This is a genomic window from Saccharopolyspora gloriosae (genome assembly GCF_022828475.1).
Classification (GTDB): Bacteria; Actinomycetota; Actinomycetes; order Mycobacteriales; family Pseudonocardiaceae; genus Saccharopolyspora_C; species Saccharopolyspora_C gloriosae_A.
On the sequence record NZ_CP059557.1, the window covers coordinates 1,202,019 to 1,216,348 of the forward strand.

The 14,330-nt window shown below is 70.3% G+C and carries 10 protein-coding genes and 1 pseudogene; 6 read left to right on the forward strand and 5 right to left on the reverse strand.

Annotated features, from left to right (window positions below; genetic code table 11):
- Positions 1–21: 21 nt before the first annotated feature.
- Positions 22–333, forward strand: a pseudogene (locus H2Q94_RS05180) (alcohol dehydrogenase catalytic domain-containing protein); the annotation flags it as partial.
- Between the two features lie 380 nt (positions 334–713).
- Here the strand turns inward: H2Q94_RS05180 and H2Q94_RS05185 are convergent.
- Positions 714–2,210 (reverse strand): potassium/proton antiporter, encoded by a 1,497-nt coding sequence (locus H2Q94_RS05185; protein ID WP_243792580.1) that lies wholly within the window; start codon positions 2,208–2,210, stop codon positions 714–716.
- A 416-nt stretch (positions 2,211–2,626) separates the two neighbouring features.
- A complete protein-coding gene (locus H2Q94_RS05190; RefSeq protein ID WP_243792582.1) occupies positions 2,627–3,811 on the reverse strand; it encodes a PQQ-dependent sugar dehydrogenase in 1,185 nt (394 codons plus the stop codon).
- A 404-nt stretch (positions 3,812–4,215) separates the two neighbouring features.
- Here H2Q94_RS05190 and H2Q94_RS05195 point away from each other — a divergent pair, with 404 nt between their 5' ends.
- Complete coding sequence (locus tag H2Q94_RS05195; protein ID WP_243792584.1) at positions 4,216–4,932, forward strand: DoxX family protein; 717 nt, start codon at positions 4,216–4,218, stop codon at positions 4,930–4,932.
- A 110-nt stretch (positions 4,933–5,042) separates the two neighbouring features.
- Here H2Q94_RS05195 and ilvD read toward each other — a convergent pair whose 3' ends face one another.
- Both ilvD and H2Q94_RS05205 read right to left on the reverse strand, forming a co-directional pair.
- On the reverse strand, positions 5,043–6,887 hold the full coding sequence (gene ilvD, locus H2Q94_RS05200; RefSeq protein WP_243792586.1) for a dihydroxy-acid dehydratase: 1,845 nt from the start codon (positions 6,885–6,887) through the stop codon (positions 5,043–5,045).
- 367 nt (positions 6,888–7,254) lie between these two features.
- Positions 7,255–8,085 (reverse strand): PH domain-containing protein, encoded by an 831-nt coding sequence (locus tag H2Q94_RS05205; protein WP_243792588.1) that lies wholly within the window; start codon positions 8,083–8,085, stop codon positions 7,255–7,257.
- A 504-nt stretch (positions 8,086–8,589) separates the two neighbouring features.
- Between H2Q94_RS05205 and H2Q94_RS05210 the strand changes: the two genes are divergently transcribed.
- The 3 genes from H2Q94_RS05210 to ilvC all read left to right on the forward strand — a co-directional run bounded on the left by H2Q94_RS05210 (position 8,590) and on the right by ilvC (position 12,072).
- Positions 8,590–10,422 (forward strand): acetolactate synthase large subunit, encoded by a 1,833-nt coding sequence (locus H2Q94_RS05210; protein ID WP_258718662.1) that lies wholly within the window; start codon positions 8,590–8,592, stop codon positions 10,420–10,422.
- An 8-nt stretch (positions 10,423–10,430) separates the two neighbouring features.
- The gene (gene ilvN / locus H2Q94_RS05215; protein WP_243792590.1) at positions 10,431–10,937 is read left to right on the forward strand and encodes an acetolactate synthase small subunit; all 507 of its coding nucleotides are present in this window, start codon (positions 10,431–10,433) and stop codon (positions 10,935–10,937) included.
- Positions 10,938–11,076: 139 nt separating this feature from the next.
- Positions 11,077–12,072, forward strand: a complete 996-nt coding sequence (ilvC, locus tag H2Q94_RS05220) for a ketol-acid reductoisomerase (protein WP_243792593.1) — start codon at positions 11,077–11,079, stop codon at positions 12,070–12,072.
- 199 nt (positions 12,073–12,271) lie between these two features.
- On the opposite strand, the gene H2Q94_RS05225 is transcribed toward ilvC, so the two are convergent.
- The gene (locus tag H2Q94_RS05225) at positions 12,272–13,147 is read right to left on the reverse strand and encodes a LysR family transcriptional regulator (protein WP_243792595.1); all 876 of its coding nucleotides are present in this window, start codon (positions 13,145–13,147) and stop codon (positions 12,272–12,274) included.
- A gap of 75 nt (positions 13,148–13,222) precedes the next feature.
- Here H2Q94_RS05225 and H2Q94_RS05230 point away from each other — a divergent pair, with 75 nt between their 5' ends.
- Complete coding sequence (locus tag H2Q94_RS05230) at positions 13,223–14,266, forward strand: EamA family transporter (protein WP_243792597.1); 1,044 nt, start codon at positions 13,223–13,225, stop codon at positions 14,264–14,266.
- The last annotated feature ends 64 nt before the right edge of the window (positions 14,267–14,330 follow it).

Genomic DNA, 14,330 nt, shown 5'->3' on the forward strand with positions numbered 1-14,330 from the left:
GTCGCCGTCGTGGCGGGTTCGATGCGAGCGTGGCTGACCGCCCCCGGCGAACGCTGGGAGCTCACCGAACGGCCGATCCCCGAGCTGGGGCCGGGCGACGTGCTCGTCCGAGTGCAGGCGGGGGCGGTGAACCGCGCGGACCTCGATGAGGCCGACGGCGCCTACCGGCCTCGGGACGCCGGAACGCACCGCCACCTCGCGGGCTCCGACTTGACCGGCGAAGTCGTCGGAACCGGATCCGACGTGACGGACGTGCGCATCGGCGACCGCGTCCTGGCCATGGCGGAAGGTGCCCTCGCCGAGTACGTGGCGCTGGACCACCGGCTCGCCATCCCCGTGCCCGACCGCCTCACACCCGAGCGGGCCGCGGCCCTGCCGTCCGCGTTGATGACCGAGTACGACGCGCTGATCCGGCAGGGAGGTCTGCTGCCCGGCTGGTCCGTGCTGATCACGGCCGGTACTTCCGGGGTGGGGTTGGTCGGCGCCGAGATCGCCCGATGGGCCGGGGCGGGAACGGTCGCGGTCACCACGACGCGCGCGCAGGCGCCGCCGGAACCGGCCGACCGCGGCCTGCGGGTGATCACCGGCGGGGTCGGGGGGTTGCGCGACGCTCGCGAGGACGGCCCTTCCCTCGTGGTGGAGGCACGGGAAAAAGCAGCGAGGAAGCCACTGAGGTCCCGTCACCCGGACACATCCGGAGACCCCGAGACGGGTCAGTCAGGGGTGCCGTACTCGCCGAACCAGTGGGCCAGGCGGCCACGGCGGCTCACCGCGCGCAGCCGGTTCTCGGTGGCGGTGCGCGCCCGCGCAGTCGTCATGATCAGCAGCTCGTCGCCGGTGGTCAGGCGGGTGGCGGGTTCGGGAACGAAGGACCGGCCCGCCCGGATGATCAAGGTGATCGCGCTCGGCTCCGGCAACCGCAGCTCCCGCAGCGTCACGTAGTGCAGCTGGGAACCCGCGGGCACCGAGACGGTGAGCAGTTCCGCGTCGAGCACGTCCAGCGGAGCCACCTCCACCTGGATCTCGCGCGCCGCGTCGGCCCGGACCAGCCCCAGCCGGCGCGCGAACCGCAGCAGACCCGGACCCTGCACCAAGGTGAATGCCGCGACCAGCACGAAGACCACGTTCAGCACCCGGTCGCTGCCCGCGACGCCCGCCACCACCGGGAAAGTCGCCAGCACGATCGGTACCGCGCCGCGCAACCCCGCCCAGGACACGAACGCCTGCTCCCGCCACGGCAACCGGAACGGCGCCAACGCCACCAGAACCGACACCGGTCGCGCCACCAGCAGCAACACCAGCCCCACCACCAGCGCGGGCACCACCTCCGGCAGCAGCTCGTGCGGCGTGATCAGCAAGCCCAGCAGCACGAACAGGCCGATCTGCGCCAGCCACCCGAGGCCCTCGGCGAACGAACGCAGCGAAGCCCGGTGCGGCAACCCCGAATTCGCCAGCACCAGACCGGACACGAACGCGGCGAGGAACCCGGAAGCGCCCACCGAGCCCGCGGCGGCGAACGCGACCACGCCGAGCCCGAACATCGCCAGCGGGTACAGGCCCGACGCGGGAAGCGTGATCCGGTGCAGGACCCGCGCCCCGGCCCAGCCCAGCACCGAGCCGATCACAGCGCCCACCACCAGCTGGTACAGCACGTTCCCGGCCACCTCCAGCGGGTGGACCTCCAGCGGGATCGTGCTGAACAGCAGCACGAGGATCACGGTGGGGGCGTCGTTGAACCCGGACTCGGCCTCCAACATTCCCGACACGCGTCGCGGCAGGGGCAGCGTGCGCAACACCGAGAACACCGCGGCAGCGTCAGTGGAGGACACGATCGCGCCGAGCAGCAGTGCCGCCTGCCAGTTCATGCCGATGAGCAAATGCGCGCCCGCCGCCGTGATGGCGACGCTGACCGCGACCCCGACGGTGGCGAGCAACGCGCTGGGCGTCAGCAACGGGCGCACATCGGACCAGCGGGTGGTGAGTCCGCCTTCGACGAGGATCAACGCCAACGCGGCGGTGCCGAGGTTCTGCGCGAGCTGCGCGTCGTCGAAGTGCAGCCCGAGCCCGTCCTCGCCGATCACCAGCCCCAGCGCCAGGAACAGCAGCAACGCGGGCAGGCCGAAGCGCGCCGCCGCGCGCGTGGCGACGATGCCCGCCAACAGCACGAGACCGCCCGCCAGCAGCGTCGTGTACAGCTGCGGCAAACTCATCGCTTCCCCGTCTCGGCCACCGGCGAGTCGCCGCGCTCCGGCCCGACGATCCGTCCTGAGTGGACCACGACCGGGCTTGACTTGTTGGTCGTGCCGCGGGTTCCACGGGTCTTTTTGCTTTGGGGGCGGGTGGCGGAACCTCAGCTGTCTTCTCGCTGCGGGATCTTTTTCCCTAGTGGCTCCGCCACGAGGGAAAAAGCTGTCCTCGCGAGAAGACAGCTGAGAACCCGCGGGTGGTCGGTTTTTTGACGTGGGCTATGCGCTGGCGCGCATGCAGGCACGGCTTCGCCGTAAGGCACGGCCTTCGGGGGCGAGGCAGGTGTGGCTTCGCCGCCCTTTGTGGGGTTCGTGGCCCGAGTGGACGGCTTGGTCGTTGGGAAGATCGGTGTGTCGCGGTGTTCGGGGAACCGCTGTGATCAGTCCTTGCCGCTTTCGCCCGATGGGGGTTCGATGCGGATCGCGCGGTCGTCGCTGGGGACGGGGGCGCCACCGGACTTGTTCGCGGTTCCCAGCCACAGCTGGCCGTCGGGGCCGCTGGCGGCAGCGGAGAAACGTCCGTAGGTGCGTTCCATGACCTTGGACGGTTGGCCGGTGAACGTGCCGTCCGGGCCGGGGTTGAGCGTGTACAGCGCCGCCGCGTCCGTCAACGCCACGACGACCGAGTTGGGGCCTGCCGCGCAACCGGACACTCCGGGCCGGTCCGGCCAGCTCCACGCCGGTGCACCCAGCTCCGCGCCGAACTCCAGCCGGTGCAGCGAATCCCGGGAATCGGCGCGGTCGGTGAGCCAGTAGCCGCCGGTGTTGATCGCCCCGCACAACCCGCCGGGATCCGACACCCCGGAGGCCACCACTCGCGAAGCCGGGTCGGGATTGCCCGCCGCCGCGGCGCCGAACCCGTCGATGCGCAGCACCTTTCCCGCCAATGACGCGGGATCGGTCGCGTTCGACCGGTCACCCGCGTCGCCGGTGGCGACCAGCAGCGCACCCCGGCCGTCGTCGAGCAGCGCGCCGGAGTTGCCGGAGCCGCCCTTCGGGATGCCGGCTAGGACCGGTTTCGGGGTGTCTTTCGGCGCCACCCGCAACACCTGGTTCTCGCCGTCCACGCTCGCGTAGGCGTAGATCAATTCGTCTTCCTGGTAGCTCGGCGACAGCGCGAGCCCGGTGAGCCCGCCGCCCGCCGACGAGTCGACCGGCACCCGGGCGATCTCGACCGGTTCGGCGTCCTGCTGCACCCGCAGGATCCGGCCGGTGGCGCGTTCGCCCACCAACGCTCCCTTCCCGTCCGGCAGCACGGTGATCGCGCCCACCGGGTCGAGGCAGGTCGCGACCACTGCCGGGTCCGGGTCGACGCAACCGGCGGGCACCGGCGGAGGCTGTTCGCTCGGCCGGCCGGGCGGAGGTGGGGGAGGCGCGGGTTGCTCGATGGACGGCTGCGGCCCGGCCTGCGGTTCCAGCGAAGGCTGGTCCTGCCAGGCGTTCGGATGCTCGTTCGGGAACTGGGCGCAGCCGCCGACCGCGAAGGCGCCCACGGCCAGCAGCACTCCCGCCGCTCGCGCGCGAGGACGGCGACCGGGGCGGAAGGTGCGCGGGGAGGCTGCCACGAGGTCCGAGGGTATCCGTCCGGTCGTGAACACACGGTGAGCACCCGAACTCGGCGGCACGGGCACGGCCCCGTCATCTCACCCGGTGGAAGCCGCACCCCGTGCGGTGCCGGGCCGGGCGGTCGCGCGGTGGCGACCGAATGCAGCAATTCCGGATGACCCCTCGGAGGTGCGCTGAGAGCGAGATGTGGCGACGCACGGTGTCGGCTCGGTGATTCCGCGTGTTCTCAGTCGACGATCTTACTGTCGTCGCCTGCGGAAACCAGGAATTCAAGGAACGTTAGCGAACCCGCCGGACCATTCTGCCGGATGCCGGAACACTGGGATCTCAGGCAATTACGTCTGGAAAAGCTTCACCCGAAAGGGTCGCTTCAGCCGTACGTGATGCCTTAACCTTCAGCGCCGTGAGCATTCACGACGATCGCCCGAGCGGCGCGGGCGGAAACGGCGACCGCGCGCAACGTGGCGGAAAAATGTCCGCCGACGGGCCTACGGGAACTCAGGGCCTCGGCGTTCGGGACTACGACTACTACGACGATGCCGCCTACGGCGATGACGAGGCGACCTCGGTGGTCGATCGCCGGGACGACTTCTACGAAGAATCGGACACGCGGAAACCATTCGGCTGGAACGCCGGAGCCGACCTCGGGCTCTTGGCGTTGCGTCTGGTGATCGGCGGGATCTTCGCCGCCCACGGTGCGCAGAAACTGTTCGGCGTGCTCGGCGGCACCGGCCCGGAGGCCTTCGCGCAATCCCTGGCGAAGTCCGGGTTCGAGCAGAGCGCGGTGCTGTCGTTGGTCACCGGCGGAACCGAGCTCGGCGCGGGCGCGCTGCTGGTGCTCGGCCTGTTCACCCCGCTGGCGGCCGCAGGCATCGTCGGTGTGATGGCCAGCGCCATCGTGTCGATGAAGCTGCCCGGCCCGTTCTTCGACCAGGAAGGCGGCTACGAGTACCTCGTGGTGCTGATCGCCGCCGCGCTGTGCCTGATGTTCGCGGGTCCCGGACGGGTCGCGTTGGACAACGGCCGTTCCTGGTTCCGGCACCCGCTGGTCAGCGGATTCATCAGCCTGGTGATCGCGGCGGGTTCCTCGGCCGCGGTGCTGATCCTGCTGCGTTCCTGATATCCGGCGGCCTGCTCCGACGGTTCGTTCCGGCGGGCGGCGCCGCACGATCCCCGATATGAAACCGGCCGGGTTCCACGTGGAACCCGGCCGGTTTTCTCGTCATCCGGTCATTTCGACACGTCGCGGACCGCGCCGTGCGAAGCCGACGTGGCCAGCCGCGCGTAGGCCCGCAGCGCGCCGGTCACCGGGCGCCGCCGGGACACCGGCTGCCACGGGTGCTCGGCGGCGTCCATCTTCGCGCGCCGCTCCGCCAGCACGTCGTCGTCGACGAGCAGCTGCAGGGCGCGTTCGCGGACGTCGATGAGGATCTGGTCGCCGTCCTGCACCAGGCCGATCACGCCGCCGTTCGCCGCCTCCGGCGAGATGTGCCCGATGGACAGCCCGGAGGAACCGCCGGAGAACCGGCCGTCGGTGATCAGCGCGCACTTCTTGCCCAGCCCGGAGCCCTTCAGGAACGCCGTCGGGTGCAGCATCTCCTGCATTCCGGGGCCGCCCGCGGGACCTTCGTAGCGGATCACCAGCACGTCGCCGGGCTCGATCTGCTTCTGCAGGATCGCGGCCACGGCCTGTTCCTGGCTCTCCAGCACCCGCGCGGGACCCTGGAAGTGCCAGAGCTCCTCCTCGACACCTGCGGTCTTCACGACCGCGCCGTCCTCGGCGAGGTTGCCGCGCAGCACCGCCAGCCCGCCGTCGGCGGTGTAGGCGTGCTCGAAGTCGCGGATGCAGCCGTCCGCCGCATCGGTGTCCAGCGAGGACCAGACGTTCTCGGTGGAGAACGCCTGCGTGGTGCGCACTCCGCCGGGGGCGGCGTGGAACAGGTCGAGCGCCTGCTGCGAGGGCGACTCGCCGCGCACGTCCCAGCTCGACAGCCACTCCGTGAGGCTCCCGCTGTGCACCGAGGACACGTCGCGGTGCAGCAGTCCGGCGCGATCCAGCTCACCCATGATCGCTGAGATGCCGCCCGCCCGGTGCACGTCCTCCATGTGGTAATCGGAGTTCGGCGCGACCTTCGACAGGCACGGCACCTGGCGGCTGATCCGCTCGATGTCCTCCAGCTCGAAGTCGATCTCGCCTTCGCGCGCGGCGGCCAGCGTGTGCAGCACGGTGTTCGTCGAGCCGCCCATCGCCATGTCCAGCGCCATCGCGTTCTCGAAGGCCTTCTTGTTCGCCACCGAACGCGGCAGGACCGAGTCGTCGTCCTCCTGGTACCAGCGCTTGGAGATGCGCACGACGGTGCGTCCGGCGTCCTCGAACAGCTCGCGGCGCAGGGCGTGGGTGGCCAGCGTCGAACCGTTGCCAGGCAGCGCGAGGCCCAGCGCCTCGGTGAGGCAGTTCATCGAGTTCGCGGTGAACATGCCCGAACACGAACCGCAGGTCGGGCAGGCGGAGCGTTCGACCTCGCTGAGCCCGTCCTCGTCCACGGCGGCGTTCGCCGAAGCGGAGATCGTGGTGATCAGGTCGGTCGGCGCCTGCGCGACGCCCTCCACGACCACGGCCTTTCCTGCCTCCATCGGCCCGCCGGAGACGAACACCGTCGGCACGTTGAGCCGCATCGCGGCGTTGAGCATGCCCGGAGTGATCTTGTCGCAGTTCGAGATGCACACCAGCGCGTCCGCCTGGTGGGCGTTGACCATGTACTCCACCGAGTCGGCGATCAGTTCGCGCGAGGGCAGCGAGTAGAGCATTCCGCTGTGGCCCATGGCGATGCCGTCGTCCACCGCGATCGTGTGGAACTCCCGCGGCACGCCGCCTTCTTCGCGGATCTTCTCGGCCACCACGTCCCCGAGGTCGCGGAGGTGCACGTGACCGGGCACGAACTGGGTGTAGGAGTTGGCGATGGCCACGATCGGCTTGCCGAAGTCGTCGTCGGTCATGCCGGTGGCACGCCACAACGACCGGGCGCCTGCGGCGTTCCGTCCGTGCGTGGTGGTGCGGGAGCGCAACTGGGGCATGGTCCTTCTCGGTTTCTCACAGAGTTCGCGTCATAGCGGCGAAAGACGCCCACCTTGTGGGTGGGGGCGAACAGCGGTGACCACGACGCTACTCCTGCACTGCGACGTCCGGTCCGACCGGTTCTGGCTCACCGGGCGTTCGTGACGCACGCCTCGCACGGCGCCGCGCCGACGGCGCACACCGGCCCGCGAGCCCGTTCCCGCACGGTCACGATGCGGATGATTTCCGTGATTTCGCGAGAAAACGAGCCACCCGAACAGGGTGATCTCCGCGCCTCAGTCCCACCTGAACCGGACTGATCAGCCAGAACGGTTGCCCACCGGGCTGTCCGAACGTCAGGTGCCGTCGATCTTTCGCGGTCGGGAGCTAGGCGGGATTCGTGCCGGTCTCGGGCGTCTCGGACGTTGTCCGGTCGTTCTCGGGCCGGTCCGGTTCTTCCGCGTCGGTCGGCTGTTGCGGGGTGGTCGCCGCTGCGTCTTCCTGCGGCGGTTCGGCGCTCGGGTCCGGGAGTCGGCCGCCGCTGAGCTCGGCGAGCCGGGCCAGGTCGCGCACCCGGATCGCGGGGAGCACGACCTCCTTGCCGGAAGTGAGCACCGCCCGCACCCAGCGGTTCTCGTTCAACCGCACCGAGGAGAGCTCGTCCCAGCCGAACCGGGTGGTGCCGATCAGGCCGCGGGTGGTGACGTGCTCGGCCGTCACCACGGTCCGCGGACGCGTGATCACGTACGCCAGCGCCAGCGGAATCAGGTACGAGGGCAGCAGCAGCGGGAACGGCTGCGCGAACGCGATCGGCGTCACGCAGATCGCCACCGTCATGACCGCCAGCAGCGAGGTTCGGGTGAGCTGGAACGTCAACGAGTTCGGCAGGGACTTCGCGCGCCCGGCGCTGGACTTGTCCGCGGCCGGGGCGGCGGGAGTCTCGGCGGTGTTCGGCGCGGAAGCCGTCGCCTCGGCCGTTTCCGCCGCGTCGGCCCGGGTTTCTTCGGGCAGGTCCGAGGCGTCTCGGGTCGCCGTGCCGGTCGTGCCGTGCTCCTCGGACTTGCTCACTTCGCGGGTCCCCTCTGCCTCTGCGCGTTCCGAGTCCGCCGCATCCGGGGCGCCGGGTTCCGCCGGGGCGGAGTCGGTGCCGGAGCGGCCGGTCTCCTGCTCGGCGTCGTTCTCGCCGGGCCGTTCCGATGCCGCTGGGGACTCGCTCACCCCTCGATGCTCTCACCCGTGCGCACACCGCCCGCAGAGTCCCGGACGCTCACCGCCCCGCGGCCGGTTTCCACCGTGACGGTCGGTCGCGCCGCTGCTGCGCGCGGGCATTTCCGCCCGGTGGCCTCCTGGTCTCGGCGGTTCCGGGGTCGCCGGTGGCCACTCGTCGTGGATCGAAGCGACGTACGCCACATCGGACTCGGCCGAATGCGAACTCGATACCTGTGAGCAGCGAAAACGAGCTCTGGATTCGACGTGTCGAGCCACCTTCGCGTCCACCATGCGGGAACCGCGTCCCGCATGGTTTGACCTCGTGGTGTCACTGCCGTTAACGTCCTCGCCATGCTGCGACTGCACGACATTCTCGTACTTCCCCGGCGCGTCTACGCCTGAGGAAGCTCCGCAGCGTCGACGCGCCAACCCTCGTACGGTCCCTATTGGTCCGACGGGGGTTTTTTCGTGCCCAACTCACCGACCACCACCGTTCGGACAGAGGCGAACTCGATGACCAGCGCCCACACCAGGCAGAGCCCGGTCCCGGCACCGCCGCCGGGACACCGTTCCAAGCCAGCACCGCCCAGCGACGCCCCAGTGCAGGTCACGGGCGCGCAGTCGCTCGTCCGGTCGTTGGAGTCCGTCGGCGCCGAGATCGTCTTCGGTATTCCCGGCGGCACCATCCTGCCTGCCTACGACCCGCTGCTGGACTCCACGAACGTCCGGCACGTCCTCGTTCGCCACGAACAGGGCGCCGGGCACGCGGCCACCGGATACGCCCAGGCCACCGGGAAGGTCGGTGTGTGCATGGCGACCTCCGGTCCCGGCGCGACGAACCTGGTCACGGCGTTGGCCGACGCGCAGATGGACTCGGTGCCGATCGTCGCGATCACCGGTCAGCAGGCCACCAACCTGATCGGCACCGACGCCTTCCAGGAAGCCGACATCTGCGGCATCACGCTGCCGATCACCAAGCACAACTTCCTGGTCACCAAGGCCGAGGACATCCCGCGCACCATCGCCGAGGCGTTCTACATCGCCGCCTCCGGACGTCCCGGCCCGGTGCTGGTGGACATCCCGAAGGACGTCCAGCAGACCGCGACCTCGTTCTCCTGGCCGCCGGAGATGAAGCTGCCCGGCTACCGCCCCACCAGCAAGCCGCACGGCAAGCAGGTGCGCGAAGCCGCGAAGCTGATCACCGCGGCGCAGCGGCCGGTGCTCTACGTCGGTGGTGGCGTGCTCAAGGCCGAAGCGACCGAGCAGCTGCGCAAGCTCGCCGAGGCCACGAACATCCCCGTCGTCACGACCCTGATGGCGCGCGGCGCGTTCCCCGACTCGCACCCGCTGAACCTGGGCATGCCCGGCATGCACGGCAAGGTCGCCGCCGTCGCCGCGATGCAGCGTTCCGACCTGCTGATCACGCTCGGCGCCCGGTTCGACGACCGGGTCACCGGCCAGCTGTCCTCGTTCGCACCGGACGCGAAGGTCGTGCACGCCGACATCGACCCGGCGGAGATCTCCAAGAACCGCAACGCGGACGTGCCGATCGTCGGTGACTGCAAAGAGGTCATCACCGAGCTCATCGACGCCGTCGCCACCGCCACCGGCGAGAGCGGCACCGCCGACCTGGGGCCGTGGTGGACGCAGCTGAGCACCTGGCGCGACACGTTCCCGCTGGGCTACGAGTGGCCCGCGGACGGCAGCCTCGCTCCGGAGTACGTCATCGAACGGCTCGGCGCGCTCGCCGGTCCGGAAGCCGTGTACGCGGCGGGCGTCGGCCAGCACCAGATGTGGGCGGCCCAGTTCGTCAGCTACGAGAAGCCGCGGACCTGGCTCAACTCCGGCGGTCTCGGGACCATGGGCTATGCGGTTCCGGCCGCGATGGGCGCCAAGGCCGGGGTGCCGGACGCGCAGGTCTGGGCCATCGACGGCGACGGTTGCTTCCAGATGACCAATCAGGAACTCGCCACCTGCGCCATCGAGGAACTGCCGATCAAGGTCGCCGTCATCAACAACGGCAACCTCGGTATGGTCCGGCAGTGGCAGAGCCTGTTCTACGCCGAGCGCTACTCACACAGTGACCTCGGTACCCACAAGCACCGCATCCCCGACTTCAAACTGCTCGCCGAGGCGCTCGGCTGCGCGGGCCTGCGGTGCGAGTCCCGCGAGGACGTCGACAGCGTCATCCAGCGGGCGATGGAGATCAACGACCGACCCGTCGTGATCGACTTCGTGGTGGGCAAGGACTCCCAGGTGTGGCCGATGGTGGCCGCGGGCACCGGCAACGACGAGATCATGGCGGCGCGCGGAATCCGCCCGCTGTTCGACGAGGACGAGGGGTGACCGCTCCTATGAGCCGACACACGCTGAGCGTGCTGGTGGAGAACGTGCCGGGTGCGCTCGCCCGCGTCTCGGGACTGTTCTCGCGCCGCAGCTTCAACATCGAGTCACTGGCCGTCGGGCCGACCGAGCACCCGGAGATCTCCCGGATGACGATCGTGGTCGCGGTCAGCGATCAGCCCCTCGAACAGGTCACCAAGCAGCTCAACAAATTGGTCAACGTGATCAAGATCGTGGAGCTGGAGCCGGAGGTCGCGGTGCAGCGCGAACTGCTGCTGGTGAAGGTCCGCGCGGACGCTTCGGTGCGCAGCCAGGTCCTGGAGACCGTGCAGCTGTTCCGGGCCAAGGTCGTCGACGTCTCCCCGGAGGCGCTGACCGTCGAGGCCACCGGCGACGGCGAAAAGCTCAACGCGCTGCTGCGCATGCTGGAGCCCTACGGTATCCGGGAGATGGTGCAGTCGGGGTCGATCGCCATCGGCCGCGGCCCCCGCTCCATCACCGCCACCGCGGTCCGCTGATCCGAAGCCTGGCAGCGCCGCCGGGAGAACCGATCAGAGCCGCGGCCGGACGCGCGCGATCTGCCGTCGGCGGGAAGTACCGGGCGGGCACTGCCGGGAAGACAATCGAACAAGTCCCGAAAGGAACACGGAAACCATCATGGCAACTGAGATCTTCTACGACGCCGACGCCGACCTGAGCATCGTCCAGGGCCGCAAGGTCGCGATCATCGGCTACGGCAGCCAGGGCCACGCGCACGCGCTGAGCCTGCGCGACTCCGGTGTGGACGTGCGCATCGGCCTGCCGGAGTCGTCGAAGTCCCGCGCCAAGGCCGAAGAAGAGGGCCTGCGGGTGCTCACCCCGGCCGAGGCCTCCGCCGAAGCCGACCTGATCATGATCCTGGCGCCGGACACCAAGCAGCGCGAGATCTACGCCAACGACGTCGCCCCGAACCTCAAGGGCGGCGACGCGATCTTCTTCGGGCACGGCTTCAACATCCGCTACGGCCTGATCCAGCCGCCGTCGGACGTCGACGTGGCGATGGTCGCCCCCAAGGGGCCCGGCCACCTGGTGCGTCGTCAGTTCGTCGACGGCAAGGGCGTGCCGTGTCTGATCGCCATCGAGCAGGACTCCTCCGGCAGCGCGCAGGCGCTGGCGCTGTCCTACGCCGCGGGCATCGGCGGCGCGCGGGCCGGCGTCATCAAGACGACCTTCAAGGAAGAGACCGAGACCGACCTGTTCGGCGAGCAGGCCGTGCTCTGCGGTGGCGCCAGCGCGCTGGTGCAGACCGGGTTCGAGGTCCTCGTCGAGGCCGGCTACCAGCCCGAGATCGCCTACTTCGAGGTGCTGCACGAGCTGAAGCTGATCGTGGACCTGATGTGGGAGGGCGGCATCGCCGGGCAGCGCTACTCCTGCTCCGACACCGCCGAGTACGGCGACCTCACCCGTGGCCCGCGCGTCGTCGACGCGCACGTCAAGGAGTCCATGCAGAAGATCCTGGGCGAGATCCAGGACGGCACCTTCGCGAAGGAATGGGTCGCCGAGGACGAGGCGGGCCGCCCGAACTTCAACAAGCTCCAGCAGGCGGGCAACGACCACCAGATCGAAGAGGTCGGCAAGAAGCTGCGCGCGCTGATGTCCTGGACCGGCAAGTGATCATCCACGACTGATGACTCCCCGGCGCCGCCTGACCGGTGACGCCGCGGTGATCAAGGCCCGGCGATCCCCACAAGGGATCCCCGGGCCTTTGTCGTGCGCACCAGGTGAATGCTCGGCCACACCGGTCGACGGGGCCGTTCACCCCCGGTGGAGTCAATATCGCCTTTGACCAAGAGGAGCAGGCGACGGAGGCATCTCACCTCTGAGGTGATCGGCGGGGAGGGCGGCCTTCGCCGTAGAGCTCGGTGAGGAGGGCTACTGCGGCTGAGGTGGCGGGGTGGGGGTCGTGGCGGCGCCAGATGAGGCGGACGGGCACCGGGGCGGCGTCGCGGACCGGGCGGTAGACGATGCCGTCGCGGCGGTACTGGGTGATGGTGCTCTGCGGCGTGATGCCGACGCAGCGGCCGGTGGAGATCGCGGCCAGCCAGTCGTCGATCTCGTGGGTGTACTCCAGCTCCGGGCGATCGTCGGGCGGCCACAGGTCCGCGGTGGTGGTGCCGGTGCGGCGATCGACGATGAGCACGCGCCGCCGGATCTCGTCCAGCGTCAGGGAACGGCGCCGCGCCCACGGATCATCGGCGGCCAGCGCGCAGTAGCGGCGCTCGTGCCCGACGGTCGCGTGGGCGTAGCGGTCGGCGTCGATGCCGACGCGCACCACGGCCAGATCGCACGCGCCCTCGGCGAGACCACCGGTCTGCGTGTTGGTGCGGACCAGCAGGAGCTCGACCTCGGGATGGCGTTGCGCCCAGCGGCGCTGGAACTCACTGGTGTGCGTGCCCATCGCCGACCAGGCGTGGCCGATGCGCAGCCGAGTGTGGCCGGTGGTGGCCTCGCGGACCAGATCGTCGACCTCCGCGAGCAGGTGCCGGGCGCGGGCGAGGACCTGCACGCCCGCCGTGGTCGGAGTGCAGGTGCGGCTCGTGCGGTGCAGCAATCGCACGCCGAGCGCCCGCTCCAGCGACAGCAGCGTGCGCGAGATCGCCGCCTGCGAGACGCCGAGCTCGATTGCGGCGTCGGTGAACGTGCCGGTGTCCACGATCGCGACCAGGCAGCGCAGATACCGCAGCTCCACATCCCCGACTCCAGCGTATGGGTGGAGCCGTCGACGCATTTTGCACGGCGGACGATGCCGCCGATTCTCGAGACCATGACGACGCGAGTGCGGCATCCGGGAATTCCCGGCGCCGAACGGGGAAGCGCTGGACGGGGAGCTGCCGAGCCGGAATTCCACGGATCGGGCAGCGGCGAGCAAGCCACTTCCGAACAGGGATCTTCGGGAACAGGACCCGCTGGATCCGGGACCGATGCCGGTACCGGCCGGGCCGCGGGGATGGCGCTGATGTTGGGCGACGGATTGTCCAACCAGCTCGGCGCCGCGACCGGTGCGCTCGCGTTCCCCGTGATCGGCCCGGCGGGCGTCGTGGCGGTGCGGCAGTGGGTCGCGGGCGTCGTGCTGCTGCTGGCCGGACGTCCCCGGTTCCGCTCGTTCACCGCCCGCCAGTGGTGGCCCGTGCTGGGCCTGGCCGGGGTGTTCGCCACGATGAACCTGTCGCTCTACACCGCGATCGACCACATCGGCTTGGGGCTCGCGGTCACGCTGGAGTTCCTCGGCCCGCTGGCGGTGGCGCTGATCGCCTCCCGGCGGATGCTCGACCTCGGCTGCGCGCTCGCCGCGGCGGCGGCCGTCGTGGTGCTCGTCCGGCCGCAGCCGAGCACCGACTACCCGGGCATCGCGCTGGCGCTGCTGGCCGCGGTGTGCTGGGGCTGCTACATCCTGCTCAACCGCACCGTGGGGCGGCGGGTGCCCGGTCTGCAGGGCTCGGCCGCCGCGGCCGCGGTGAGCGCGGTGGCGTACCTGCCGATCGGCGTCCTGGTGCTCGCGCAGCATCCGCCGACCGCGGCCGCGCTCTGCTTCGCCGTCATCGCGGGAGTGCTGTCGTCGGTCGTGCCGTTCCTGGCCGATCTGCTCGCGCTGCGCCGCGTCCCCGCGCAGTTCTTCGGGGTGTTCATGAGCGTCAACCCGGTGCTGGCCGCCCTGGTCGGAGCCGTGGTGCTGGGGCAGCGGCCGGGCTGGCCGGAGTGGGCCGCGATCGTGGTCATCGTCGCCGCGAACGCCACCGCGACGCTGGCATCGCCGCGACGCACTTCCTGCGCGGAGGCGGGTTCCCGGCCGCTGAGCAGCGAGGGGTGAACGCGCATCGGCCCCGGCCACCCGATCACGTGATCGAAGAGATCGCGCCGACGGCGGTAGGGTG